The 26201-nt window shown below is 66.0% G+C and carries 20 protein-coding genes; 12 read left to right on the top strand and 8 right to left on the bottom strand.

The features are described from left to right. The first annotated feature begins 53 nt into the window (after nt 1–53). Complete coding sequence (locus LGM56_RS26455; RefSeq protein WP_089495488.1) at nt 54–2282, top strand: NADP-dependent isocitrate dehydrogenase; 2229 nt, start codon at nt 54–56, stop codon at nt 2280–2282. 123 nt (nt 2283–2405) lie between these two features. Here LGM56_RS26455 and LGM56_RS26450 read toward each other — a convergent pair whose 3' ends face one another. Continuing rightward, nucleotides 2406–2630 carry a hypothetical protein gene (locus LGM56_RS26450; RefSeq protein WP_006490888.1) on the bottom strand — a complete coding sequence of 75 codons (225 nt, stop codon included), beginning with the start codon at nt 2628–2630 and terminating at the stop codon, nt 2406–2408. Between the two features lie 679 nt (nt 2631–3309). Between LGM56_RS26450 and LGM56_RS26445 the strand changes: the two genes are divergently transcribed. After that, a complete protein-coding gene (locus LGM56_RS26445; RefSeq protein ID WP_226207147.1) occupies nt 3310–4917 on the top strand; it encodes a multicopper oxidase family protein in 1608 nt (535 codons plus the stop codon). A 184-nt stretch (nt 4918–5101) separates the two neighbouring features. Here LGM56_RS26445 and LGM56_RS26440 read toward each other — a convergent pair whose 3' ends face one another. Then, entirely contained in the window at nt 5102–5305 is a 204-nt protein-coding gene (locus LGM56_RS26440) for a cold-shock protein (protein ID WP_006478030.1), read from the bottom strand. A gap of 546 nt (nt 5306–5851) precedes the next feature. Here LGM56_RS26440 and clpS point away from each other — a divergent pair. From clpS to LGM56_RS26420, 4 genes are all read left to right on the top strand, one after another. Further along, nucleotides 5852–6166 carry an ATP-dependent Clp protease adapter ClpS gene (clpS, locus tag LGM56_RS26435; protein WP_006398529.1) on the top strand — a complete coding sequence of 105 codons (315 nt, stop codon included), beginning with the start codon at nt 5852–5854 and terminating at the stop codon, nt 6164–6166. Beyond that, nucleotides 6163–8463, top strand: a complete 2301-nt coding sequence (clpA, locus tag LGM56_RS26430) for an ATP-dependent Clp protease ATP-binding subunit ClpA (RefSeq protein WP_089495486.1) — start codon at nt 6163–6165, stop codon at nt 8461–8463. Before clpS ends, clpA begins: the two co-directional genes overlap by 4 nt. A gap of 104 nt (nt 8464–8567) precedes the next feature. Further along, on the top strand, nt 8568–9947 hold the full coding sequence (locus LGM56_RS26425) for an amino acid permease (RefSeq protein WP_089495485.1): 1380 nt from the start codon (nt 8568–8570) through the stop codon (nt 9945–9947). Between the two features lie 136 nt (nt 9948–10083). Further along, a complete protein-coding gene (locus LGM56_RS26420) occupies nt 10084–10854 on the top strand; it encodes a hypothetical protein (protein ID WP_226207146.1) in 771 nt (256 codons plus the stop codon). Between the two features lie 51 nt (nt 10855–10905). Here LGM56_RS26420 and dut read toward each other — a convergent pair whose 3' ends face one another. The 5 genes from dut to LGM56_RS26395 form a co-directional block, all read right to left on the bottom strand. After that, nucleotides 10906–11352, bottom strand: a complete 447-nt coding sequence (gene dut, locus LGM56_RS26415; protein WP_057926079.1) for a dUTP diphosphatase — start codon at nt 11350–11352, stop codon at nt 10906–10908. A 55-nt stretch (nt 11353–11407) separates the two neighbouring features. Beyond that, nucleotides 11408–12619 (bottom strand): bifunctional phosphopantothenoylcysteine decarboxylase/phosphopantothenate--cysteine ligase CoaBC, encoded by a 1212-nt coding sequence (gene coaBC / locus LGM56_RS26410; RefSeq protein ID WP_089495483.1) that lies wholly within the window; start codon nt 12617–12619, stop codon nt 11408–11410. Between the two features lie 67 nt (nt 12620–12686). Then, nucleotides 12687–13187 (bottom strand): signal peptidase II, encoded by a 501-nt coding sequence (gene lspA, locus LGM56_RS26405; protein WP_069248662.1) that lies wholly within the window; start codon nt 13185–13187, stop codon nt 12687–12689. Between the two features lie 2 nt (nt 13188–13189). Next, on the bottom strand, nt 13190–16027 hold the full coding sequence (ileS, locus tag LGM56_RS26400; RefSeq protein ID WP_089495482.1) for an isoleucine--tRNA ligase: 2838 nt from the start codon (nt 16025–16027) through the stop codon (nt 13190–13192). 104 nt (nt 16028–16131) lie between these two features. After that, on the bottom strand, nt 16132–17124 hold the full coding sequence (locus LGM56_RS26395) for a bifunctional riboflavin kinase/FAD synthetase (RefSeq protein WP_089440845.1): 993 nt from the start codon (nt 17122–17124) through the stop codon (nt 16132–16134). Nucleotides 17125–17247: 123 nt separating this feature from the next. Here LGM56_RS26395 and purN point away from each other — a divergent pair, with 123 nt between their 5' ends. From purN to nadC, 6 genes are all read left to right on the top strand, one after another. Next, a complete protein-coding gene (gene purN / locus LGM56_RS26390) occupies nt 17248–17910 on the top strand; it encodes a phosphoribosylglycinamide formyltransferase (protein ID WP_039368183.1) in 663 nt (220 codons plus the stop codon). Further along, entirely contained in the window at nt 17907–19172 is a 1266-nt protein-coding gene (locus LGM56_RS26385) for an RsmB/NOP family class I SAM-dependent RNA methyltransferase (protein ID WP_089495481.1), read from the top strand. Before purN ends, LGM56_RS26385 begins: the two co-directional genes overlap by 4 nt. A gap of 18 nt (nt 19173–19190) precedes the next feature. Beyond that, the gene (locus LGM56_RS26380) at nt 19191–20555 is read left to right on the top strand and encodes a mechanosensitive ion channel family protein (protein ID WP_226207145.1); all 1365 of its coding nucleotides are present in this window, start codon (nt 19191–19193) and stop codon (nt 20553–20555) included. A 221-nt stretch (nt 20556–20776) separates the two neighbouring features. Beyond that, nucleotides 20777–21970, top strand: a complete 1194-nt coding sequence (locus LGM56_RS26375; RefSeq protein WP_089426146.1) for an acyl-CoA desaturase — start codon at nt 20777–20779, stop codon at nt 21968–21970. A 353-nt stretch (nt 21971–22323) separates the two neighbouring features. Continuing rightward, the gene (gene nadA, locus LGM56_RS26370; RefSeq protein ID WP_226207144.1) at nt 22324–23460 is read left to right on the top strand and encodes a quinolinate synthase NadA; all 1137 of its coding nucleotides are present in this window, start codon (nt 22324–22326) and stop codon (nt 23458–23460) included. After that, nucleotides 23460–24425 (top strand): carboxylating nicotinate-nucleotide diphosphorylase, encoded by a 966-nt coding sequence (nadC, locus tag LGM56_RS26365; protein WP_226207143.1) that lies wholly within the window; start codon nt 23460–23462, stop codon nt 24423–24425. The genes nadA and nadC overlap by 1 nt, the downstream gene beginning before the upstream one ends. 91 nt (nt 24426–24516) lie before the next feature. On the opposite strand, the gene nadB is transcribed toward nadC, so the two are convergent. Further along, entirely contained in the window at nt 24517–26103 is a 1587-nt protein-coding gene (gene nadB / locus LGM56_RS26360; protein WP_226207142.1) for an L-aspartate oxidase, read from the bottom strand. Nucleotides 26104–26201 lie beyond the last annotated feature (98 nt).

Here is a 26201-nt window from a genome sequence, read left to right as displayed (position 1 = left end):
GTTACCCGCCGGCGCTCCCTGTTCAACAATCACGTAGCAATGCTTTGACCACCATGTCCACTTCGCCCAAGATCATCTACACCCTCACCGACGAAGCGCCCGCGCTCGCGACCTATTCGCTGCTGCCGATCGTCAAGGCCTTCACGCGCTCGTCCGGCGTCGCCGTCGAAACGCGCGACATCTCGCTCGCCGGCCGCATCATCGCCGCATTCGCGGACGTCCTGCCGCCCGAGCAGAAGGGTTCCGACGATCTGGCCGAACTGGGCCAGCTCACGCTGAAGCCGGAAGCGAACATCATCAAGCTGCCGAACATCAGCGCATCGGTGCCGCAGCTGAAGGCCGCGATCGCCGAACTGCAGGCGCAGGGCTACAAGCTGCCGGCCTACCCGGAAGATCCGTCGACGGACGAAGAAAAGTCGGTCAAGGCGCGCTACGACAAGATCAAGGGCAGCGCGGTGAACCCGGTGCTGCGCGAAGGCAACTCCGACCGTCGCGCGCCGCTGTCGGTCAAGAACTACGCACGCAAGCATCCGCACAAGATGGGCGCGTGGAAGGCCACGTCGAAGGCCCACGTCGCGCACATGACCGAAGGCGACTTCTACGGCAGCGAGAAGTCGGCGCTGATCGCCGATGCCGGCAGCGTGAAGATCGAACTCACGACGACCGACGGCGCGAAGAAGGTGCTGAAGGAAAAGACGGCCGTGAAGGCCGGTGAAGTGATCGACGCATCGGTGATGAGCCGCAACGCGCTGCGCAGCTTCATCGAAGCGCAGATTGCCGATGCGAAGGCGCAGGACGTGCTGTTCTCGGTGCACCTGAAAGCGACCATGATGAAGGTCTCGGACCCGATCCTGTTCGGTCACTTCGTGTCGGTGTTCTACCGCGACGCGCTCGCGAAGCACGCAGACGTGCTGGCGCAGGTCGGCTTCAACCCGAACAACGGGATCGGCGACCTGTACGCGCGCCTGAAGGACCTGCCGGCCGACACGCGCGAAGCGATCGAAGCCGATGTCAAGGCCGAATACGCAGTGCGTCCGCGCCTGGCGATGGTCAACTCGGACAAGGGCATCACGAACCTGCACGTGCCGAGCGACGTGATCGTCGACGCATCGATGCCGGCGATGATCCGCGATTCGGGCGGCATGTGGGGCCCGGACGGCCAGCTGTACGACGCGAAGGCCGTGATTCCGGACCGCTGCTACGCCGGTGTCTACCAGGCTGTGATCGAGGACTGCAAGCAGCATGGCGCGTTCGATCCGGTCACGATGGGCAGCGTGCCGAACGTCGGCCTGATGGCGCAGGCGGCTGAAGAATACGGTTCGCACGACAAGACGTTCCAGATCCCGGCGGACGGCGTCGTGCGCGTCACCGATGAAGCGGGCAACGTGCTGCTCGAGCATGCCGTGGAAGCGGGCGACATCTGGCGCATGTGCCAGACGAAGGACGCACCGGTGCAGGACTGGGTCAAGCTCGCTGTCAACCGCGCGCGCGCGACCGGCGCACCGGCCGTGTTCTGGCTCGATCCGGCGCGTGCACACGACGCGCAGATCATCGCGAAGGTCGAGCGTTACCTGAAGGATCACGACACGAACGGCCTCGATATCCGCGTGATGACGCCGGTCGAAGCCACGCGTTTCTCGCTCGAGCGCATCCGGGCGGGCAAGGACACGATCTCGGTCACCGGCAACGTGCTGCGCGACTACCTGACCGACCTGTTCCCGATCATGGAACTCGGCACCAGCGCGAAGATGCTGTCGATCGTGCCGTTGATGGCCGGCGGCGGGATGTTCGAAACGGGTGCGGGCGGCTCCGCGCCGAAGCACGTGCAGCAGTTCGTCGAGGAAGGCTTCCTGCGCTGGGATTCGCTCGGTGAATTCCTCGCGCTGGCCGCGTCGCTCGAACACCTCGGCAACGCGTACCAGAACCCCAAGGCGGTCGTGCTCGCGAAGACGCTTGACCAGGCGACCGGCAAGTTCCTGGACGAGAACAAGTCGCCGGCGCGCAAGGTCGGCGGCCTCGACAACCGCGGCAGCCACTTCTACCTGTGCCTGTACTGGGCGCAGGCGCTGGCCGAGCAGACCGAGGACGCGGCGCTGAAGGCGCAGTTCGAAGGCGTGGCGAAGGCGCTGTCCGACAACGAGGCGCGCATCCTGGAAGAGCTGGCGGCCGCGCAGGGCAAGGCGCAAGCCATCGGCGGCTACTACCGTCCGAACGTCGACCTGACGAGCCAGGCCATGCGCCCGAGCGTGACGCTGAACGGCATCGTCGACGCGGTCGCCTGACGCAGGCCGCGCGATCGCGCGGGCCGATGCGTGTGCCGGCGCGGCGGGCATTGCTGCCTGCCACCGGCAACAAAAGAAAAACGCCCCGGACGCCCGGGGCGTTTTTCGTTGCGGGTTTGTCATTCAGACGTGAACGATTTCCCATTCGGCGATTTCGTGCGGCACTTCGAGCGTTGCCGTGTCCAGTTCGGACAGTTGCTCGCAGTCGCCGCGGGAGATGTGGTCGGCTGCCACTTCGGGGCACGAGAATGCGCCGAGCAGGGCGTTGCCGAACGTCGCTTCCCAGCCGCCGTTACCCGGCAGGATGTAGAACGACCCGAGCGCTGAACCAAAGCGAAATCCCTTCATTTCCGTTCTCCCTTTCTGATCACACGCGATTCTGGTGTGCCGCCCGCCGGCTTGGCCGGCTGTGGCCCGACTGGCTGCTTGCGCCCGGTTCCGTATCGAACGTCGTGGCGAAGCGTCAGTGCTTGGAACAAAGTCTACGTCCGCGGCCCGCTCGGATGGTGCATGTAGAACGCCTTCACTAAACAAAATTTCCCTTTTAAAAACAAATAATTATTTTCATCATTTTGTATTGCGGAACGTTTTTTGGCATCGCGAAACGGGGATTTTGTGCCCTGCACCACGAATTTTTATAACGCAGAGACTTGTTCCGCATCGTGAAATATTGGCGGGTTTGCGGATCGGTGAAGTGGCCCGCGTCGTGGTGGGGCCGAACGGCAGGCGCGAGGCGACTGCCTGGGAACTGCCAGGGGCAGGGTTGAAGGGCGCTTCGGCCGTGAGCGAAGCGCCGTGCATCGCCGATCGACGATGCGGGCCGATGCGTGCCATTCGGGTGCGGCGTGGTCGAACCCTGCGGCGTATCGCCGCCCGGCCGGCCGCGGCGCGTCTCGATTTGGCCCTGCGGTTATGATGACGCGGGCATCAGGATTTGCGTCGCGCACCGGCGCTTCGGCCGGCCGGCGCGGGCGTCGCGGGCGTCGCGGCGGCCGCGCGACCCAGCATGGATAACGAGGAACGATTGATGATACGGAGAACCTTCCTGTCGCGCGCCATCGGTGTCGCGGCTGCGTCGCTGTTCGCGCGCGCCGCGTGGGCGCAGCATGCAGGTCACGCCGGCATGGCCGGCATGGCCGGCATGGACTCGATGGACGACATGCCCGGCATGTCAGGGATGGCGGGGCACGGGCAGCACGGCAAGTCCGCACCGGCCGCGCTCGCGGCCGCCGACGCGTTGCCGGCCGGCGCGCCGCTCGCGGCGCTGCGCACGCTCGCGAACGAAAGCCGCGAGCCCGGCACGTTCCGGGCCACGCTGGTGGCGCAGCCCGTGGCGCGCCCGATGCTGCACGGTGCACGGCCGACCACGTTCTGGCAGTTCGGTGCGGGCACGCAGGGCCCCGTCGTCGGTCCGCTGATCGACGTGCGCGAGGGCGACACGGTCGAGATCAAGTTCGTGAACAAGCTGCCGCAGCCGTCGACCATCCACTGGCACGGCCTGCCGGTGCCGCCCGACCAGGACGGCAATCCTTCCGATCCGGTCGCGCCCGGCGCGTCGCGCGTGTACCGCTTCACGTTGCCGAAGGGGAGTGCCGGCACCTACTGGTACCACCCGCATCCGCACATGATGACGGCCGAACAGGTCTTCCGCGGGCTCGCAGGTCCGTTCGTCGTGCGCGCCGTGGACGATCCGCTGGCGGGCTGGCCCGAGCGCAACCTGTTCGTGTCGGACCTGAAGCTTGCGCGCGACGGCACGATTGCACCGAACGACATGATGGACTGGATGAACGGTCGCGAGGGCCAGTTCGTGCTGGTCAACGGCGCCCGCCGGCCGCGGATCGATGTCGCGGGCGACGAGCGCTGGCGCGTGTGGAACGCGTGCAGCGCGCGCTATTTGCGCGTCGCGTTCGACGACGGCCGCGCGTTCGAGCATGCGGGCACCGACGGCGGCCTGTTCGACGCGCCGCGCCGCGTCAAGTCGCTGTTGATCGCGCCGGGCGAACGGGCGGAGCTGCTGGTCCGCGCCGGCGACCGGGCGTCGCGCGCCGTGCTGCAGGCGGCCGAATACGACCGCCGCAAGATGTCGATGTCGCACGATGACGGACACGGCAGCCTGCCGCCCGATCCGGCGCTGGCACTGGCCGACGTCGCATTCGCGCCGGCCGCCGCACGTGCGCTGCCGGCGACCCTGCGTACGGTGCCGTCGCTCGGCGAACCGGTCGCGCACAAGACGGTCGCGTTCGGCGAGGAGATGGACATGGACGCGATGATGAAGGGGGCCGCGCACGGCCGTCCGGCGGGCATGCGCTTCACGATCAACGGCGACACCTACGCGCCGCATCGCGCGACGCTGACGAGCCGCCGTGGCGACGTCGAGCGCTGGACGATCCGCAACGGCACCGACATGGATCACCCGTTCCACCTGCATGGCACGCAGTTCCAGGTGATCGAGCGCGAGTCGGGCGGTGCGCGCACGAGCGAACCGTTCCGTGCATGGCGCGATACGGTGAACGTGCGCAGCGGCGAAACCGTGACGATTCTCGTCACGCAAGACATGCCTGGAGAGCGCATGTTTCATTGTCACATTCTCGAACACGAGGATCTCGGCATGATGGGCACGCTGAAGGTCGTGTAACGAGGTGGAGATTATGTTTCACGCGCGGGATGAGTATCCGATCTGCGCGCGCGACAAGACAATGTGTGTTCAATTATCGGGATTGAACGAAAAGGCCGGCCAATCGATTATCGATTGGCCGGCCTCAAATAAAGAAACCCGGCGCAAACCATGCGCCGGGTTTCTTCGTCTGATATCCGGTGCCTTATGCGGCCTGGATGTTCGACGCTTGCTTGCCCTTCGGTCCTTGAACGACGTCAAAGCTCACCTTCTGGCCTTCCTTCAGCGTCTTGAAGCCATTCATGGTGATAGCCGAGAAGTGCGCAAACAGATCCTCACCGCCCTCGTCGGGAGTGATGAAACCGAAGCCCTTCGCGTCGTTGAACCACTTAACGATACCAGTTGCCATTTCCTACTTCCCCTGTCACACAGTCGCTGCTACTTACCACGAGCACGCTCGAAAAGCTAAACGACCGGAAAACACAGCCGTTCCCCCCTCACAAGCTCACCTTCGGCCTCTTTCATTTTGCCAACCGGCAAATTGAAAAAAGTGCCAGCTTGATTGTTGGCGCTCTTTATTGGAGTGTCAAGTGGAATTTTTAGACGTTTAGAGGGACGTTGTAAAGAACCCATTTTCAGGGTTTTTCCGGCTTTGCTTGGCAGCACGCGGCCAAGCGCGCGGTCTTGAAAAGCCGCATAATCGGCTCATATACCAGGCTCGAGTGACACGCGTTCGAGTCGTCCCGGCTTGTGGGATACTGGATGCGGACACGACGTTCCGGTGCGGTTCCCCCTGACGGTTCGTGTTCCGCGCCACGCGTGAAAGCCGGCACCGCAGCCGGCTTTCGTATGGCACGAAGAAGATCGCGTGTTCCGGGATTCCGGGGAGGGCGCCGGCCGGTCGGTCGGGTAATGGCAGGATTGCGGGCCTGTCCGAGTTGTTTAGAATGGGTGTATGGCGATTATCCCGGACAAGCAGGACAGCACCGTCCTGGAACGCAAGCAGCAGAAGCTCAAGCCGCCTTCGATGTACAAGGTGGTGCTGCTGAACGACGACTTCACGCCGATGGAATTCGTCGTGATGGTGGTCCAGGAGTATTTCAAGAAGGATCGCGAGACGGCCACTCAGATCATGCTGAAGGTCCATCGTGAAGGGCGAGGGGTTTGTGGGGTCTATACGCGGGACATCGCGTCGACCAAGGTTGAGCAAGTCGTTACCCATGCGCGGCAGGCCGGGCATCCGCTGCAGTGCGTGATGGAGGAAGCATGATTGCCCAGGAATTGGAAGTCAGCCTGCACATGGCGTTCATGGAAGCACGCCAGGCGCGCCATGAGTTCATCACGGTCGAGCATTTGCTGCTGGCCCTGCTGGATAATCCGACGGCGGCCGAGGTGTTGCGCGCGTGCGCGGCAAACATCGAGGACTTGCGTCAGAACCTGCGCAATTTCATCCACGACAACACACCTACCGTCCCGGGTACCGACGATGTCGATACCCAGCCGACGCTCGGTTTCCAGCGCGTGATCCAGCGCGCGATCATGCACGTCCAGTCTACGTCGAACGGCAAGAAGGAAGTAACCGGCGCGAACGTGCTGGTCGCGATCTTCGGCGAGAAGGATTCGCATGCCGTGTACTACCTGCAGCAGCAGGGTGTCACGCGCCTCGACGTCGTGAACTTCATTTCGCACGGCATCGCGAAGACGAACAGCGGCGAAGCCGCGAAGTCGTCCGACGCGAATGCGGAAAGCGAAGACGCGAATGCGCAGAAGGAAACGCCGCTCGCGCAATTCACGCAGAACCTGAACCAGATGGCGAAGGACGGCCGCATCGATCCGCTGATCGGTCGCGAGCCCGAGGTCGAGCGCGTGGTCCAGGTGCTGTGCCGCCGCCGCAAGAACAATCCGCTGCTCGTCGGCGAGGCCGGCGTCGGCAAGACCGCGATCGCGGAAGGGCTCGCCTATCGCATCACGCGCGGCGAAGTGCCGGACATCCTCGCGAACGCGCAGGTCTACTCGCTCGACATGGGCGCGTTGCTCGCGGGCACCAAGTACCGCGGCGACTTCGAGCAACGGCTGAAGACGGTGCTGAAGGAGCTGAAGGAGCGTCCGCACGCGATCCTGTTCATCGACGAAATCCACACGCTGATTGGCGCGGGCGCCGCGTCGGGCGGCACGCTCGATGCGTCGAACCTGTTGAAGCCGGCGCTGTCGTCGGGCGTGCTCAAGTGCATCGGCGCAACCACGTTCACCGAGTATCGCGGCATCTTCGAGAAGGATGCGGCGCTGTCGCGGCGCTTCCAGAAGGTCGACGTGACGGAGCCGAGCGTCGAGCAGACGGTCGCGATCCTGCGCGGGCTGAAGTCGCGCTTCGAGGAGCATCACGGCGTCAAGTATTCGTCGGGTGCGCTGTCGGCCGCGGCCGAACTGTCGGCGCGCTTCATCACCGACCGTCACCTGCCGGACAAGGCGATCGACGTGATCGACGAAGCGGGCGCGGCCCAGCGCATCCTGCCGAAGTCGAAGCAGAAGAAGACGATCGGCAAGAGCGAGATCGAGGAAATCATCTCGAAGATCGCGCGCGTGCCGCCGCAGAGCGTGTCGCAGGACGATCGCAGCAAGCTGCAGACGCTCGACCGCGACCTGAAGAGCGTCGTGTTCGGCCAGGATCCGGCGATCGACGCACTGGCTGCCTCGATCAAGATGGCGCGCGCGGGTCTCGGCAAGATGGACAAGCCGATCGGCGCGTTCCTGTTCTCCGGCCCGACGGGCGTCGGCAAGACCGAAGTGGCGCGCCAGCTCGCGTTCACGCTCGGCATTGAGCTGATCCGCTTCGACATGTCGGAATACATGGAGCGTCACGCGGTGAGCCGCCTGATCGGCGCGCCGCCGGGCTACGTCGGGTTCGACCAGGGCGGCCTGCTGACCGAAGCCGTCACGAAGAAGCCGCACTGCGTGCTGCTGCTCGACGAAATCGAGAAGGCGCATCCGGACATCTTCAACGTGCTGCTGCAGGTGATGGACCACGGCACGCTGACGGACAACAACGGCCGCAAGGCGGATTTCCGCAACGTCATCATCATCATGACGACGAACGCGGGCGCCGAGTCGATGCAGAAGGCGACCATCGGGTTCACGACGCGCCGTGAAACGGGCGACGAGATGACCGACATCAAGCGCCTGTTCACGCCGGAGTTCCGCAACCGCCTGGATTCGATCATCAGCTTCCGCTCGCTCGATGAGGAAATCATCATGCGCGTGGTCGACAAGTTCCTGATCCAGCTCGAGGAACAGCTGCACGAGAAGAAGGTCGACGCGCTCTTCACCGACGCGTTGCGCAAGCATCTCGCGAAGCACGGCTTCGATCCGCTGATGGGCGCGCGACCGATGCAGCGGCTGATCCAGGACACGATCCGCCGTGCGCTGGCCGACGAACTGCTGTTCGGCAAGCTGCTGAACGGCGGTCACGTGACGGTCGACGTCGACGAAGGCGACAAGGTGCAGTTGTCGTTCGACAAGCTCGGGAACCCGCCGCACAAGCCGAACGAAGAGGCGGTCGAAGTCGAGTAGGCGATAATCGGGTAGTTCATGCGAACGGCGCGGGATGTTTTCCGCGCCGTTTCGTTTTATCTGGCGCCGGCGGCGCGGTGGTGGTGCAGGGGAGTGGCAACGCAGTGACACAACAACAACGGACGTTCGACGACATCGTCGCGCGCGAACAGGGTTTGCGCCATGCGCTGACGTCTGGGCAGATGGCGATGATCGCGATCGGCGGCGCGATCGGCACGGGGCTGTTTCTCGGCAGCGGATTCGCGATCGGGCTCGCCGGCCCGAGCGTGCTGGTCTCGTATGCGATCGGCGCACTGATCGCGCTGCTGCTGATGGGCGCGCTCGCGGAAATGACGGTCGCCCATCCGACGGCCGGCTCGTTCGGCGCGTATGCCGAGCACTATGTCGGCCCGCTGGCGGGTTTCCTGGTGCGCTATGCGTACTGGTTCGCGGTCGTGTTCGCGATCGGCACCGAGATCAGCGCGATCGCCGTGTTCATGAAGTACTGGTTCCCGGCGGTGCCCGGCTGGTACTGGGTGATCGGCTTCTCCGCGCTGCTGATCGCCGTGAACCTCGCGAGCGTCACGCTGTACGGCACGGTCGAATACGCGTTCTCGCTGCTGAAGATCGCGGCGATCGTCGTGTTCATCGTGCTCGGCGCCTATCTCGTGTGGTCGGCGCCGGCCGCATCGGGCGTCGGTTTCGCGAACTACACCGCGCACGGCGGCTTCATGCCGAAGGGGCCGTGGGGCACCTGGGTCGCGGTGATCGTCGCGATCTTCAGCTACATGAGCATCGAAGCGGTCGCGATCGCGGCCGGCGAGGCGCGCGATCCGCAGCACGCGGTCACGCGCGCGTTCCGCTCGACCGTGTTCCGGCTCGTGCTGTTCTACCTGCTGACGCTGTCGCTGATGCTCGCGATCGTGCCGTGGACGCAGGCCGGCACCGACGAAAGCCCGTTCGTGAAGGTGATGGCCGCGACTCATGTGCCGTATGCGGCAGGCGTGATCAACTTCGTGCTGTTGATCGCGGCGCTGTCGGCGATGAACAGCCAGCTTTACGTGACGACGCGGATGATGTTCAGCCTGTCGCGCGCGCGGCTCGCGCCCGCGGTGTTCGGCCGGCTCGGCACGAACGGCGTGCCGCGCGCGGCGCTGTGGATCTCGACGAGCGGCGTCGCGGTGGCGGCCGTGCTGGTTGCGCTGGCGCCCGACACCGCGTTCACCGTGATGATGGCGATCGCGATGTTCGGCGCCCTGTTCACGTGGCTGATGATCTTCGTCACGCACCTGCGCTTCCGTTCGCAGTATCGCGGCCCCGCGCTCGCGTTCCGGATGTGGGGGCATCCGTTCGGCAGCCTGCTCGGCGCGGGGCTCGTCGCGGCGATCCTGTTCACGACCGCGTTCACGCGCGAATTCCGGATGACGATGGTGGTCGGCGTCGTGTTCGTCGTGCTGCTCACGCTTGCGTACGCGCTGCATTACCGCCACCAGCACGCGCGTTGAGGGGCGCGGCGCGGCCCGCACGCGCCGATTTCCCGTTCGCTAAGGTTGCGTTAAGCCCGCGGCGATTAAATTCGATCCTGTCTGCACGGCCGGCCGGCATGCGCCGGCTTGCCGCTTTCCTGCAAAAGGGGTTCGAATGAACAAACTTCCCGAAATTACGCTCGCGTTCTGGATCATGAAGATCTGCGCGACGACGCTCGGCGAAACTGGCGGCGACCTGCTGTCGATGACGCTGAACGTCGGCTACGCGGTGAGCTCCATCCTGCTGTTCGGCTTCTTTCTCGTGACGCTGGGCGCGCAGATCAGGACGACACGCTATCGCCCGGCGATCTACTGGGCCGTGATCGTCGCGACGAGCACGGCCGGCACGACGATGTCCGACTTCATGGACCGCACGCTCGGCCTCGGCTATGCGGCCGGCTCGTCGATTCTCGTCGCGATCCTGCTGGCGATCTTCGCTGTGTGGCGCCTCAGCGGCGAATCGCTGTCGGTCGACCTGATCCGCACGCGCAAGGTCGAACTGCTGTACTGGATCGCGATCCTGTTCTCGAACACGCTCGGCACTGCGCTCGGTGACTTTCTCGCGGACAGCTCGGGGCTCGGCTTCGGTGGCGGCGCGCTGCTGATCGGCGGGCTGCTCGCGGTGATCGTGCTGGCGCACTATTTCACGCGGATCTCCGGCGTGCTGCTGTTCTGGGCCGCGTTCGTGCTCACGCGCCCGTTCGGCGCGACGGTCGGCGACCTGTTGACGAAGCCGGTGGCGAAGGGCGGCCTCGCGCTCGGCACGATCGGCTCGTCGGCCGTGCTGCTCGGCGTGCTGGTCGCGATGGTGATCTACGCGATCGTGGCTCATTCGCGGCAGCGCGACCTGACGCCCGCGCGGATCGCACAACCCGTCGAGGAATGACGGCGAAGGATTGAAAAAAAGGGGCCGCGGCCCCTTTTTTCGTTGCGTCGTTCAGTGACGGCCGGTGCTGCCGAAGCCGCCCTCGCCACGATCGCTTTGCGCGAAGTCGTCGACGATGTTGAACTGCGCCTGCACGACCGGCACGATCACGAGCTGGGCGAGCCGCTCGAACGGATTCAGCACGAACTCGGTCTGGCCGCGGTTCCACGTCGAGACCATCAGCTGGCCCTGGTAGTCGGAATCGATCAGGCCGACGAGGTTGCCGAGCACGATGCCGTGCTTGTGGCCGAGGCCCGAGCGCGGCAGGATCAGCGCCGCGTAGCCGGGATCGGCGAGATGGATCGCGAGGCCGGTCGGCACGAGCGTCGTCTCGCCCGGCTGCAGCGTGACCGGTGCATCGAGGCACGCACGCAGGTCGAGGCCCGCGCTGCCGGTGGTTGCGTAGGCGGGCAGGTAGTCGCGCATGCGCGCGTCGAGGATCTTCAGGTCGAGTTTCATGCGGTCGTCGGATGAGTCGGGAAGGGCGCGGCGGCAACGGCCGCCGCGCGGGAGATCAGATCAGGCGGTTGTCGGGCAGGCGCTTCGCGATTTCCGCGACGAGCGTGTGCGCGAGTTCGTCCTTTGGTGCGCGCGGCAGGCGCGTGAGGCCGGCGGCCTCGAACAGCACGACTTCGTTGTCGTCGCGGCCGAACGTCAGCGGGCCGAGGTTGCCGACCAGCAGCGGCACGTTCTTGCGCTTGCGCTTCTCGTCGCCGTGCACGTCGAGGTCGCCGCTTTCGGCCGCGAAGCCGACGCAGAACGGCGGATCGGGCAGCGCCGCGACCGATGCGAGGATGTCGGGGTTCTCGACGAACGCGAGCTCGGGCATCTTGCGGTCGGCCGTCTTCTTCATCTTGTGCTCGGCCGGCTGGGCGACGCGCCAGTCGGCGACGGCAGCCACCGCGATGAAGATGTCGGCATCGGCGACCGCATGCATGACCGCGTCGTACATCTGCTGCGCAGTCTGCACGTCCTGGCGGTAGACGCCCCACGGCGTGTCGAGCGCCACCGGCCCCGCGACGAGATGCACGTCGGCGCCGGCCTGCTGCGCGGCGCGCGCGAGCGCGAAGCCCATCTTGCCGCTCGAGCGGTTCGTGAGGCCGCGCACCGGGTCGAGCGGTTCGAACGTCGGGCCGGCCGTGATCAGCACGCGCCGGTGCGCGAGCACCTTCGGCGCGAAGTGCGCGACGATCGCTTCGTAGATCGCCTCGGGCTCGAGCATGCGGCCGTCGCCGACTTCGCCGCACGCCTGCGCGCCCGAATCCGGGCCGAGTACCGACACGCCGTCCGCGCGCAGTTGCGCTGCGTTGCGCTGCGTGGCCGGGTTCTGCCACATCTGGCGGTTCATCGCGGGAACGACGAGCAGCGGGCAGTCGCGCGCGACGCACAGCGTCGACAGCAGATCGTCCGCGAACCCGTGCGCGAGCTTCGCGAGGAAATCCGTCGACGCGGGCGCGATCACGATCGCATCGGCTTCGCGCGACAGGTCGATGTGCGCCATGTTGTTGCCGACGCGCGCGTCCCACTGGCTCGTGTAGACGGGCCGGCCCGACAGCGCCTGCATCGTGACGGGCGTGATGAACTGGGTGGCGGCTTCGGTCATCGCGACCTGCACGGTCGCGCCGGCCTTCACGAGCAGCCGCGTGAGCTCGGCGATCTTGTAGCAGGCGATGCCGCCGGTCAGGCCGAGAACGAGGTGTTTTCCTGCGAGTTCTGCGTGTGCCAACTCAGGCCTCCAAGGGTCAAACGGAACGGCCGGCGCGAAGCCGGCCGTCGACGCCGAGTATGCGCGCTTAGCGCGAGCCGCGCACGCGACGCAGTTCGTCGTAGATCAGCAGCACCGCGCCGACCGTGATCGCGGAATCGGCGAGGTTGAACGCCGGGAAGTGCCAGGCGCCGAGATGGAAATCGAGGAAGTCGATCACATGGCCGTAGACGAGCCGGTCGATCACGTTGCCGAGTGCACCGCCGAGGATCATCGCGAGCGACAGGCTGAACAACCGCTGCTGGCCGTGACGCTTCAGCAGGAAGCAGATCACGAGCGTCGCGGCGATGCCGAGCGCGGTGAACGCCCAGCGCTGCCAGCCGCCCGCGGTCGACAGGAAGCCGAACGCGGCGCCGCGGTTGTACACCAGCACGAGGTTGAAGAACGACGTCAGCTCGTGCTGCGCGCCGTACGCGAACGTCTTCAGGATCGCGATCTTCGACAGCTGGTCGAACAGGATCACGATCAGCGAAATGCCGAGCCAGGGCGCAAGCGCGCCGCTGGCCGGTTTCGACAGGGTCTTCGCCATGGTTAAGCAGCGCTCCGGATTTCGCCGTTTTCGAACAGGTTGGAGAAGCAGCGGCCGCACAGCGTCGGATGATCGGCATGCGCGCCGACATCTTCACGGTAGTGCCAGCAGCGCTCGCACTTCTGGTACGTCGACGCAGCCACGTCGACGCTTTCCTGTGCTTCGTCATCGACCCTGACGACCGTCGCGGCCGACGTGATCAGCACGAACTTCAGATCGTCGCCGAGGCTCGTGAGCGCGTCGTAGCGTGCGCCGCTCGCGTGCACCGCGACTTCGGCCTGCAGCGACGAACCGATGCGGTTCGCGGTGCGTGCTTCCTCGAGCGCCTTCGTCACGTTGCCGCGCACCTCGCGCAGCAGCGCCCACTTCTCGATCAGCGCGGCCGAGCCGTCGACTTCCGGATACGCGTAGTAGGTTTCCGTGAAGATCGTGTCGCTGGCCGGCTGGAACACCTTCCACGCTTCTTCCGCCGTGAACGACAGGAACGGTGCGAGCACGCGCAGCAGGCCGTGCGTCAGGTGGTACAGCGCCGTCTGCGCGGAACGGCGTGCGCGCGAATCGGCCGCGCTCGTGTACAGGCGGTCCTTCAGCACGTCGAGGTAGAAGCCGCCGAGATCTTCCGAGCAGTACGTCTGCAGCTTCGCGACGACCGGGTGGAATTCGTACTTCTCGTAGTGGCCGAGCAGCTCAGTCTGAAGCTGCTGCGAGAACGCGACCGCATAGCGATCGATCTCGAGCCATTCGTCGACCGGCACGGCGTGCTGCGCGAAGTCGAAGTCCGACAGGTTCGCGAGCAGGAAGCGCAGCGTGTTGCGGATGCGGCGGTAGCCTTCGGTCACGCGCTTCAGGATCTCCTCGGAGATCGCGAGCTCGCCCGAGTAGTCGGTCGACGCGATCCACAGGCGGATGATTTCCGCGCCGAGACGGTTCGCGACTTCATGCGGGTCGATGCCGTTGCCGAGCGACTTGCTCATTTTGCGGCCTTCGCCGTCGACCGTGAAGCCGTGCGTCAGCAGGCCCTTGTACGGCGCGCGGCCGTCGATCATCGACGCCGTGAGCAGCGACGAGTGGAACCAGCCGCGGTGCTGGTCCGAGCCCTCGAGGTAGAGGTCGGCCGGGAACTGCAGCTGATCCTTGTGCGAGCCGCGCAGCACGTGCCAGTGCGTCGTGCCCGAATCGAACCACACGTCGAGCGTGTCGCGGTTCTTTTCGTACAGGTTCGCGTCGTCGCCGATCAGCTCGCGCGGGTCGAGCGTCTGCCACGCCTCGATGCCCGACTGCTCGACGCGCTTCGCGACTTCCTCGAGCAGCTCGAGCGTGCGCGGATGCAGCTCGCCGGTTTCCTTGTGCACGAAGAACGCCATCGGCACGCCCCACTGGCGCTGGCGCGACAGCGTCCAGTCGGGACGGTTCGCGATCATGCTGAACAGGCGCTGCTTGCCCCACGACGGGTAGAACGCGGTCGCGTCGATGCCTTCCAGCGCGGTTTCGCGCAGCGTCTTGCCGCCGTCGCGCGGCGTCACGTCCATGCCGGCGAACCACTGCGACGTCGCGCGGTAGATGATCGCCGTCTTGTGGCGCCAGCAGTGCATGTAGCTGTGCTTGTAGTGCTCGCTGCGCAGCAGCGAGCCAGCCGCGTTCAGCGCGTCGACGACCTTCGGGTTCGCGTCCCAGATCGACAGGCCGCCGAACAGCGGCAGCGATTCGATGTAGCGGCCGTCGCCCATCACCGGGTTGATGATGTCCGAGTCGGTCATCCCGTGTGCCTTGCAGGACACGAAGTCCTCGATACCGTATGCGGGCGACGAGTGCACGACGCCGGTACCCGTGTCGGTCGTCACGTAATCGCCGAGGTACACGGGTGCGGTGCGCTTGTAGCCGGGGTGAGCCGACGCGAGCGGGTGGTGGAAGCGCAGGCCCGCGAGCTTCACGCCCGGCGCGGTCGCCACGACGCGGCCCGTCAGCTTGAAGTCGGTCATGCAGGCTTCGACGCGTTCTTCCGCGATGATCAGCAGCCCGCGCTCGGTGTCGACCAGCGCGTAGACGATTTCCGGATGGAGGTTCAGCGCCTGGTTCGCCGGGATCGTCCACGGCGTGGTGGTCCAGATCACGATGCCGCCTTCGGCGCGCGGCAGCGCCGGCAGGCCGAACGCCTGCGCGGTCTTTTCCGGCTCCGCGAACGCGAACATCACGTCGATCGTCGGATCGGTGCGGTCCTTGTACTCGACTTCCGCTTCCGCGAGCGCCGAGCCGCAGTCGAAGCACCAGTTCACCGGCTTCAGCCCGCGATACACGTAGCCCTTCTCGATGATCTTGCCGAGCGCGCGGAGCTCTTCCGCCTCGTTCACGAAGTTCATCGTCTTGTACGGGTTGGCCCAGTCGCCGAGCACGCCCAGGCGCTTGAAGCCGACCTTCTGCTTCTCGATCTGCTCGGTCGCGTACGTGCGCGCCTTGCTCATCACTTCGGCCGCCGGCAGCGACTTGCCGAACTGCTTCTCGATCTGGATTTCGATCGGCATCCCGTGGCAATCCCAGCCCGGCACGTACGGCGCGTCGAAGCCGGCCATGTTGCGCGACTTGACGACGATGTCCTTCAGGATCTTGTTGACGGCGTGGCCGAGGTGGATGTCGCCGTTCGCATACGGCGGGCCGTCGTGCAGGATGAACTTCGGCCGGCCGGCGCTGGCCGCGCGGATCTTCTCGTAGATGCCGCGCTCTTCCCATTCCTTGACCCACTGCGGCTCGCGCTTGGGCAGGTCGCCGCGCATCGGGAACGGCGTGTCGAGCAGGTTGACCGGATACTTGGCCTGCGGTTTCGAATCGGCTTTCTTGTTGCTCATGATGGAATCGCTATCTCAATCTCGGGGGACGCGCGAGCGTCGTGAATCGGGTATGCGCGCGACTGGGCGGCGCGAGGGTGCGGCGCGGGGCGCCGCCGTCCGGATCAGCTAATTCGGTCGGTGGCCGACGTCGCGAAGCCCGTGGCGCGGCTGCCCGGCGCACGGTCGCGCTCGATGAAGTACGCACGCGCATTCGCGACGTCCAGCGCGATCGCGCGCGACAGCGTCTCGAGATCGTCGAATTTCGCCTCGTCGCGCAGCTTCTTCAGGAATTCGACGCGGATGAGCTTGCCATAGGCATCGCCGTGCCAGTCGAGCAGGTGGACTTCGAGCAGCACGCGGCCCGAATCGTCGACGGTCGGGCGCAGGCCGAGGCTCGCGACGCCCGGCAGCGGGGCGGGGCCGAGGCCGTGCACCTGCACGACGAAGATGCCCGCGAGCGCCGGCCGCTTGTGTGCGATCGGCAGGTTCAGCGTCGGGAAGCCGAGGTCGCGGCCGAGCTTCAGCCCGTGCGCGACGTGGCCGCTGATCGCATAGCCATGGCCGAGCGCCTGCGCGGCCGCGTCGAGATCGCCGGCCGTGAGCGCGGCGCGCACGCCCGAGCTCGAGATGCGCGTGCCGTCGCTGCCGGCCACCGTACCCATCTGCTCGACCTCGAAGCCGTATTGCGCGCCGGCTGCCTGCAGCGTGTCGAAGGTGCCCGCGCGTTTCGCGCCGTAGCAGAAATCGTCGCCGACCATCATCCAGCGCGTGTGCAGCCCGTTCACCAGCGTGCGTTCGACGAACGCCTGCGGCGACTGGCTCGCGAACGTGTGGTTGAAGTGCTCGACGACCACGCGGTCGACGCCGTGATCGCGCAGCGCCTCGAGCTTGTCGCGCAGCATCGCGATGCGCGGCGGCGCGCCGGCCGGGTTGAAGAATTCGCGCGGGTGCGGTTCGAACGTCATCACGCACACGGGCAGGCCGCGCGCGTCCGCTGCCGCGCGCACGCGCGCGAGCAGGGCCTGGTGGCCGCGATGGACACCGTCGAAGTTGCCGATCGTCAGCGCGCACGGGGCGCGGCTCTCGGCGTTGGGCAGGCCGCGGAAGACTTTCACGATAGCGGATGCAGCGTCGGGGGAATGGGCGGTGGGATGCCGCAAAGCAGAAGATTATAAACGTTCGGGCGGGCCGGCGGCCGAGAAGGGGGGAAACGCGGGGGCGAATGGTAAAATTCGCGGATGAAAAAACTCGTGATCCTGATTTCCGGTCGCGGCAGCAACATGGAGGCCATCGTCCGCGCGTGCGCGCAGGAACGCTGGCCGGCCGAGGTTGCGGCCGTGATCGCCAACCGGCCCGACGCGGCCGGCCTGGCATTTGCCGCGTCGCACGGGGTGGCGACGGCGGTGGTCGACCACCGGTCGTTCGACGGCCGCGACAGCTTCGACGCGGCGCTCGCCGCCGAGATCGACCGATTCGCGCCCGATCTCGTGGTCCTCGCCGGCTTCATGCGCATTCTCACGCCCGCATTCGTCAGACGATATGAAGGCCGGCTGCTGAACATCCATCCGTCGCTGCTGCCGAGCTTCAAGGGCATCCACACGCACCAGCAGGCGCTCGACGCAGGGGTCGCGCTACATGGCGCGAGCGTGCATTTCGTCATTCCCGAACTCGACAGCGGCGCGATCGTCGCGCAGGGCGCGGTGCCCGTGCGCGCGGGCGACGACGCGGCCGCGCTCGCGCAGCGTGTGCTGACGGTCGAGCATGTGCTGTATCCGCGCGCGGTGCGCTGGTTCATCGAGGGGCGTCTGCGCCTCGAGAACGGCCGTGCAGTGGTGGCGCCGGAAGAGGCGCGCTGGATTTTCGCGGATCAACCGCATACCGAAACGAGTGAGGGCGTATGAAACTGCACGGATTCCTGATCGGCCAGACCGAGACTTTGTTGGCCGAGGTGCTGAAGTTCGCCGGCCCCGCCGATGCGACGACGAGCCGGTTCTTCCGCGCGCATCCGAAGCTCGGGCATGCCGAGCGCGGCGTGATCGCCGAGGCCGTGTTCGCGGTGCTGCGCCGCAAGATGGAGTTTTCGCATCTCGCCGAGAGCGGCACGGGCACGCCCGCGCGACGCCTCACGCTGCTCGGCCTGATGCAGACGGCTGGCCGCAATGCGCTGAAGCCGTTCCTGTCCGACACCGAGTCCGCATGGCTCGAGCACGTGTCGAAGATCGATCCGGCGAGCCTGCCGGTGCGCATCCGCACGAACCTGCCCGACTGGATCCACCAGGCCTTGTCGGCCCGTTTCGACGCCGACGAGCTCGCGCAGCTCGCGGCGGCGCTGAACTACCCGGCGCCGCTCGACCTGCGCGCCAACGTGCAGAAGGCCAGCCGTGACCAGGTCATCGACGGGCTGCGCGCGGAAGGCATCGATGCGGGCGCGACGCCGTTTTCACCGTTCGGCGTGCGCGTGGTCGGCAAGCCGGCGCTGACGCGCCTGAGGCTGTTCGAGGAAGGCGCGATCGAGGTGCAGGACGAAGGCAGCCAGCTGCTGTGTTCGCTGGTCGCGCCGCGCCGCGGCGAGATGGTCGTCGATTTCTGCGCGGGGGCGGGCGGCAAGACGCTCGCGCTGGGCGCGATGATGCGCTCGACCGGGCGCCTCTACGCGTTCGACGTGTCGGAGAAGCGCTTGGCGAAGCTGAAGCCGCGCCTCGCGCGCAGCGGCCTGTCGAACGTGAACCCCGTGCTGATCGACAGCGAACACGATGCGAAGATCAAGCGGCTCGCCGGCAAGATCGACCGCGTGCTGGTCGATGCACCGTGCAGCGGGCTCGGCACGCTGCGCCGCAACCCGGACCTGAAGTGGCGCCAGACGCGCACCGCGATCGACGAGCTGACGCCGAAGCAGGCGTCGATTCTTGCGAGCGCCGCCCGCCTGGTGAAGAAGGGCGGCCGGCTCGTCTACGCGACCTGCAGCGTGCTCGACGCCGAGAACGAACGTATCGTCGAACAGTTCCTGGCCGACCATCCCGACTTCGTGCTGGTGCCGGCGCAGAAGGTGCTGGACGACCAGCGCATCGAGCTCGAGACGGGCGACTACCTGTCGCTGTGGCCGCATCGCCACGCGACCGACGGCTTCTTCGCCGCGGTGCTCGAACGGCGCGCTGCGCAGTAACGGCGGGCTGGACGGACGATGGAGAATCTGCAGAGCCGCCTGCTGTCGCACCGGCTGGCATTGGTCATCCGCGATTTCCACCAGCCGGTGATGATCTGGCAGGCGGCGATCCTCATCGGCGCGCTGTGCTTCGCATGGGTGGCTGCGCGCTTCGTGCACGGCCGGATCGACGCGCGCCGCCGGGCGGCCGGACGTGCGCCCGGCGCGGGCGCGCAAAGCCTGAAGCGCGCGTTGTTCCCGCTGTTCGGCGGCCTGTTCGTGGGCGGCGCGCAGCTCGCGTTCGACCCGTTCATGTCGACGTCGCTGCTGTCGCTCGCGCTCGTGCCGCTGTTCGGCATCGGGCTGATCTACGTGCTGTTCTTCTTTGCGCGGCGCGTGTTCGCGCGCGACGGCCACACGCATGCATGGCTGTCGATCGTCGAGAAGATCGTGTCGACCGTCGTGTGGGCCGCGATGGTGCTGACCGTGCTCGGCATCCAGCGTGACGTGCTCGGCTGGCTCGACAGCGTGCAGTTCCGTGTCGCCAATGCTCATCTCACGCTGCTGTCGGTAATTTCCGGCGCGCTGTGGGTGTGCGTGACGCTGATGGTCGCGATGTGGCTCGGCTCGGTGCTCGAGGATCGCCTCACACGTGCGAGCACGCTCGACGCGAACCTGAAGGTCGTGCTGTCGCGGGTCGGCCGCGCGCTGCTCGTGTTCGCGGCGATCCTGATCGGGTTGTCGCTGGTCGGCATCGACGTGACGGTGCTCGGCGTGTTCGGCGGCGCGGTGGGTGTCGGCCTCGGTTTCGGGCTGCAGAAGATCGCCAGCAACTACGTGTCGGGCTTCATCATCCTGCTCGACCGCTCGCTGCGGCTCGGCGACGCGATCAGCGTCGGCGGTTTGCAGGGCGTGGTCACGCAGATCCGCACGCGCTACACGGTCGTGCGCGGCCTCGACGGCAACGAGACGCTGATCCCGAACGAAAAGCTGATCACCGACGTCGTGCAGAACCAGTCGTCGTACCTGACGCGCGGCTACGCGAAGGTCGCCGTGCAGGTCGCGTACACGAGCGACGTCGAGCACGCGCTCACGCTGCTCGCCGATGCGGCCAACGGCGTGCCGCGCGTGCTGGCGGAGCCTGCTCCGACCCCGTATCTGGTGAGTTTCGGGGCGGACGGGATCGACCTGGAGCTCGGTTTCTGGATCGAGGATTCGGCGAAAGGCACGTCCGGCGTGCGTTCGAGCGTGAACCGGAACATCTGGCGCCTGTTCAGCGAGCACGGGATTTCGATTCCGTTCCCGCAGCGCGAGGTGCGCGTCGTCGGGTTGCCCGACGCCTTTCCCGCCACGGGTGTGACGGCCGGCAACGGCGCCGCGGACGGGCACACACCGGCGGCATGACGCGCGCTGGTCGTCAATCGTATCGACCCCGCGGCCGGAACCGGATCGCGGGCCTTTCCCAGTCCGCCCATGGACTGGGTTTGTTGCGTCAGGGCAAGAAAATGTTCATTTTTTACAAAGACTTGGAACGGTTGAAGTAAAATTCTGGTCTACACGCGGTATGCTTTCATTTTTCTGACGCTCGGCGCGTGCCGGCGTCGCTCTCATCACAGGTAACTGCCTTGTTGAATTCCCTGCTCGATTTTCTTTCCCACGGGCTCCTGCATTTTTCGTGGTGGCAGGTCGCGTTGTTCGCGCTCGCCGTCACGCACGTCACGATCATCGGCGTGACGGTCTACCTGCACCGCTGCCAGGCGCACCGCGCGCTTGAGCTGCATCCGATCGCGAGCCACTTCTTCCGCCTCTGGCTGTGGATGACGACCGGCATGCTGACCGGCCAGTGGGCCGCGATTCACCGCAAGCACCACGCGAAGTGCGAGACCGAGGAAGATCCGCACAGCCCGCAAACGCGCGGCATCTGGAAGGTGTTCCTCGAAGGCGCCGAGCTGTATCGCGCGGAAGCGAAGAACGAAGAGACGATGCGCAAGTTCGGACACGGCACGCCGAGCGACTGGGTGGAGCGCAATGTCTATTCGAAATACCCGATTCTCGGCATCAGCCTGATGATGGTGATCGACGTCGCGCTGTTCGGCGTGATCGGCCTGACCGTGTGGGCCGTGCAGATGGTCTGGATTCCGTTCTGGGCGGCTGGCGTCGTCAACGGCTTCGGTCACTTCTGGGGCTATCGCAACTTCAACTCGGCCGACGCGAGCACGAACCTGTTCCCGTGGGGCATCGTGATCGGCGGCGAAGAGCTGCACAACAACCACCACACGTTCGCGACGTCGGCGAAGCTGTCGAACAAGTGGTACGAGTTCGACATCGGCTGGATGTACATCCGCATCATGTCGGCGTTCGGTCTCGCGAAGGTGAAGAAGGTCGCGCCGACGCCGCGCCTGAACAAGCCGAAGACGGTGCTCGACCAGGAAACGCTGCAGGCCGTGCTGTCGAACCGCTACGAAGTGATGGCGCGCTACGGCAAGGCCGTGAAGCGTGCGTACCGCCAGGAGCTTGCGCACCTGAAGGAAATCGGCGGCGAGAAGTACCAGATGATGCGCGGCGCGCGCAAGTGGTTCCACAAGGACGCCGACGGCCTCGACGAGCCGCAGAAGAAGCTGCTGCCGGAAATCTTCGCGAACAGCCAGAAGCTGCAAACCTACTTCCAGCTGCGCCAGGATCTCGCCGCGATCTGGGATCGTTCGACCGCATCGCGCGAACAGCTTCTCGCGCAATTGCAGGATTGGTGCCATCGCGCAGAACAAAGCGGCATCAAGGCGCTGCAGGAATTTGCGACGCGCCTGCGCCGCTACGCCTGATTCGAAATCGATTAGAATCTAAGGACGTCAAAAACCCCGCGTTGGCGGGGTTTTTTATTTGGTCCGCCGGTTTTTGAATGGTGATCGGCAGGGCCGGATTGGTATGAGGCTTGGGGCAACGTGGAAGTGTTGCTCCGGGGCGAACGCAGGGGATGGGATCGGAGTGGGCGCTAAGGCGCTAACGCTGGTCGACCGCGAAGCATGGGATCAGAGTAAGCGCTAAAGCGCCAACTCTGATCGACCGCGAAGCATGGGACCAGCGTAAGCGCTAAAGCGCTAACGCTGGTCGACCGCGAAGCATGGGACCAGCGTAAGCGCTAAAGCGCTAACGCTGGTCGACAGGAGATATGGAGATGCAATCGACGATCAAACCCGTCGAGTACGACCGGCCCGTTGCAGCAGGGACCGTGTGCGGCGTGGGGCAGGCCTGGGCCAAGGTGCCCGATGCACCGTCCGCCGAAGAGCGGGCCGCGCTGAAAGCGCGCATCAAGGCATTGCTCGTGCGCGAAAAGGCCGTGCTGGTCGCGCACTACTACGTCGACGCCGAGTTGCAGGAACTCGCCGACGAAACCGGCGGCTGTGTCGCCGATTCGCTCGAAATGGCCCGCTTCGGCCGTGACCACGACGCCCAGACGCTGGTTGTCGCCGGCGTGCGCTTCATGGGCGAAACCGCGAAGATCCTGAGCCCGAACAAACGCATCCTGATGCCCGATCTCGACGCGACCTGCTCGCTCGACCTCGGTTGCCCCGTCGACGAATTCTCGGCGTTCTGCGATGCGCATCCCGACCGTACCGTCGTCGTCTACGCGAATACCAGCGCCGCCGTGAAGGCGCGCGCGGACTGGATGGTCACGTCGTCGATCGGCCTCGAGATCGTGGCCGACCTGCACGCGCGCGGCGAGAAGATCATCTGGGCGCCGGATCGCCATCTCGGCAGCTACATCCAGAAGAAAACCGACGCGGACATGCTGTTGTGGCAAGGCTCGTGCCTCGTTCACGACGAATTCAAGGGTATCGAGCTCGACCTGCTGCGCGCCGAGTATCCGGACGCGAAGGTGCTCGTCCACCCGGAATCGCCGGAAAACGTCGTCGCGCAGGCCGATGTGGTCGGCTCGACCACGCAGCTGATCGATGCGGCGGTCAAGCTCGACGCGACGCACTTCATCGTCGCGACCGATCTCGGCATCTTGCACAAGATGCAGCTTGCGGCGCCCGGCAAGACCTTCGTCGCCGCGCCGACGGCCGGCAACAGCGCCACCTGCAAGAGCTGCGCGCACTGCCCGTGGATGGCGATGAACGGCCTCGCGAACCTGGCCGACGTGCTCGAACGCGGTCACAACGAGATCTTCGTCGATCCCGCGATCGGCGAGCGCGCACGCCTGCCGATCGACCGGATGCTCGATTTCGCGGCCGCGCACAAGAAGCGCGTGCAGGCGAGCGGCGATCTGCAGCGTGACCAGCAACTGTTCGCGAACGTGGGGGCTGCGTAATGAATAGCCCCCACGCTCACATTCGTTCGCTGGCCCCCGAGGGGGCGGCCACCCCCCTTGGGGGCGGCTCGGCGGAAGGCGGCGCGAGCGCCGCAGTATCCCCGCTCTTCAACATCGTCCGCGAGCAGTACGGCGCGGCATTCGACGATGCGATCGCGCGCAACGTGGCCGATGCGATCGCGGAAGACGTTGGCACCGGCGACCAGACCGGGCGGCTCGTACCGGGCGGCGGACGTCGCCGTGCACGCATCATCGTGCGCGAGGAGGCCGTGCTGTGCGGCGTGCCGTGGTTCGAGGCTGTGATTGCCCGGATCGATCCGGCGATCGTCGTGCAGTGGCGCTATCGCGAAGGCGATCGTATGTCGCCCGATTCGACCGTCTGCGAACTCGAAGGGCCGGCGCGCGCGCTGCTGACGGCCGAGCGCAACGGATTGAACTTCTTGCAGCTGCTGTCGGGCGTCGCGACCGCGACGCGTCGTTATGTCGATCGCGTCGAAGGCACGCGCGCGAAGATCCTCGATACGCGCAAGACGCTGCCGGGCCTGCGGCTCGCGCAAAAGTATGCGGTGCGCGTCGGCGGCGGTGAGAACCAGCGCCTCGCGCTGTATGACGGCATCCTGATCAAGGAAAACCACATCGCGGCGGCAGGCGGTGTCGGCGAGGCACTCGACGCGGCGTTTGCGCTGGACTCGGGCGTGCCCGTGCAGGTCGAAGTCGAGACGCTTGCACAACTCGATACGGCGCTCGCACATCACGCGCAGTCGGTGCTGCTCGACAACTTCACGCTCGACATGATGCGTGAAGCGGTGCGCGTGGCGAACGGCAAGGCCGTGCTCGAAGTGTCGGGCGGCGTCAATTTCGATACGGTGCGTGCGTTCGCGGAAACGGGGGTCGATCGCATCTCGATCGGCGCGCTGACGAAGGACGTGCGCGCGACGGACTATTCGATGCGGATCGTCGACTGACCGAACGCGCTCGATCAGACAAAAAAGCCGTTGGCGCGCAAACGCCAACGGCTTTTTTCCTGTGCGGCCGCAACCGGGAAGGGTGTGCCGCTCAACGACGCGCGCGCGGCGTGAGCACGCTCGGCAGCGCCTTCGGCAGCGAGTTCGGCCAGTCGCGGCTGTAGTGCAGCCCGCGGCTTTCGCGGCGCGAGTGCGCGCTCTTCACGATCAGCGTCGCCACGTCGACGAGGTTGCGCAGTTCGAGCAGGTCGCGCGTCACGCGGAAGTTCGCGTAGTACTCCTGGATCTCGTCGCGCAGCAGCGACAGCCGGTGCTTCGCGCGTTCGAGGCGCTTGTCGGTGCGCACGATGCCGACGTAGTTCCACATCAGGCGGCGCAGCTCGTCCCAGTTGTGCGCAACGACGACTTCCTCGTCCGCATCCGACACACGGCTTTCGTCCCACGCGGGCAGCGTGGCCGGCGTTTCGGCATCGAAGCCGGCCGCTTCGATCGCCTCGGCCGCCGCGCGGCCGATCACGAGGCATTCGAGCAGCGAGTTGCTCGCGAGCCGGTTCGCGCCGTGGAGCCCCGTATACGACGTTTCGCCGACCGCATACAGGCCCGCGAGATCGGTGCGCCCGGCGAGGTCGGTGACGACGCCGCCGCACGTGTAGTGTGCGGCCGGCACGACGGGAATCGGCTCTTTCGCGATGTCGATGCCGAATTCGAGGCAGCGCGCGTGGATCGTCGGGAAGTGTTCGCGCAGGAACGCTTTCGGCTGGTGGCTGATGTCGAGATACACGCAGTCGATCCCGCGCTTCTTGATCTCGAAGTCGATCGCGCGCGCGACGATGTCACGCGGCGCGAGTTCGGCGCGCGGATCGTGCGCGGGCATGAAGCGCGTGCCGTCGGGCAGCTTCAGCAGGCCGCCTTCGCCGCGCACGGCTTCGGAAATCAGGAACGACTTCGCATACGGATGGAACAGGCAGGTCGGGTGGAACTGGATGAATTCCATGTTCGACACGCGGCAACCTGCGCGCCACGCCATCGCGATGCCGTCGCCGGTCGCGGTGTCGGGGTTCGTCGTGTACAGGTAGACCTTGCCGGCGCCGCCCGTGGCGAGCACCGTATGCGGCGCCTCGATCGTGATCGTGCGGTCGTTGTCGACGTCGAGCGCGTACAGGCCGTGACAGCGGCGGCCGGGCAGGCCGAGCCGGTCCGACGTGATCAGGTCGATCGCGTGGTGGTTTTCGAAGAACGTGATGTTCGGATGCTGGCGTGCACGCGCCGACAGCGTGGCGAGCACCGCATGGCCGGTCGCGTCGGCCGCGTGGATGATCCGGCGGTGGCTGTGGCCGCCTTCGCGCGTGAGGTGGAAGCCGAGCTCGGCCGCGTCGTCCTTCGTGAACGGCACACCCTGCGAGATCAGCCATTCGATCGCTTCGCGGCCGTGCTCGACGATATAGCGCGTCGCGCCTTCGTCGCACAAGCCGCCACCGGCGACCAGCGTGTCGTCGACGTGGTTCTCGATGCTGTCCGCCGAATCGAGGACTGCCGCGATGCCGCCTTGCGCGTTATCGCTCGCGCCCTCCATCATCGACCGTTTCGCGATCAGCGCGACACGTCGCGTGCTGGCCAGGTTGAGTGCGACCGACAGCCCTGCCAGGCCGCTGCCGACGATCGCCACGTCGAATTTCATGCTGCATCTCCATCGTTACGCTTTTGATCTTGTGCGTTCCGGCAGCCGTGGCCGCGGAAAGGGGAGAGCATACCGCGTCGCGCCGGAGCGTGCGCGCA

The organism is Burkholderia sp. AU38729, from assembly GCF_020419725.1.
GTDB lineage: Bacteria > Pseudomonadota > Gammaproteobacteria > Burkholderiales > Burkholderiaceae > Burkholderia.
Note: the sequence above shows the minus strand (reverse complement) of the source record. Positions and strands in the feature narration are given on the sequence as shown.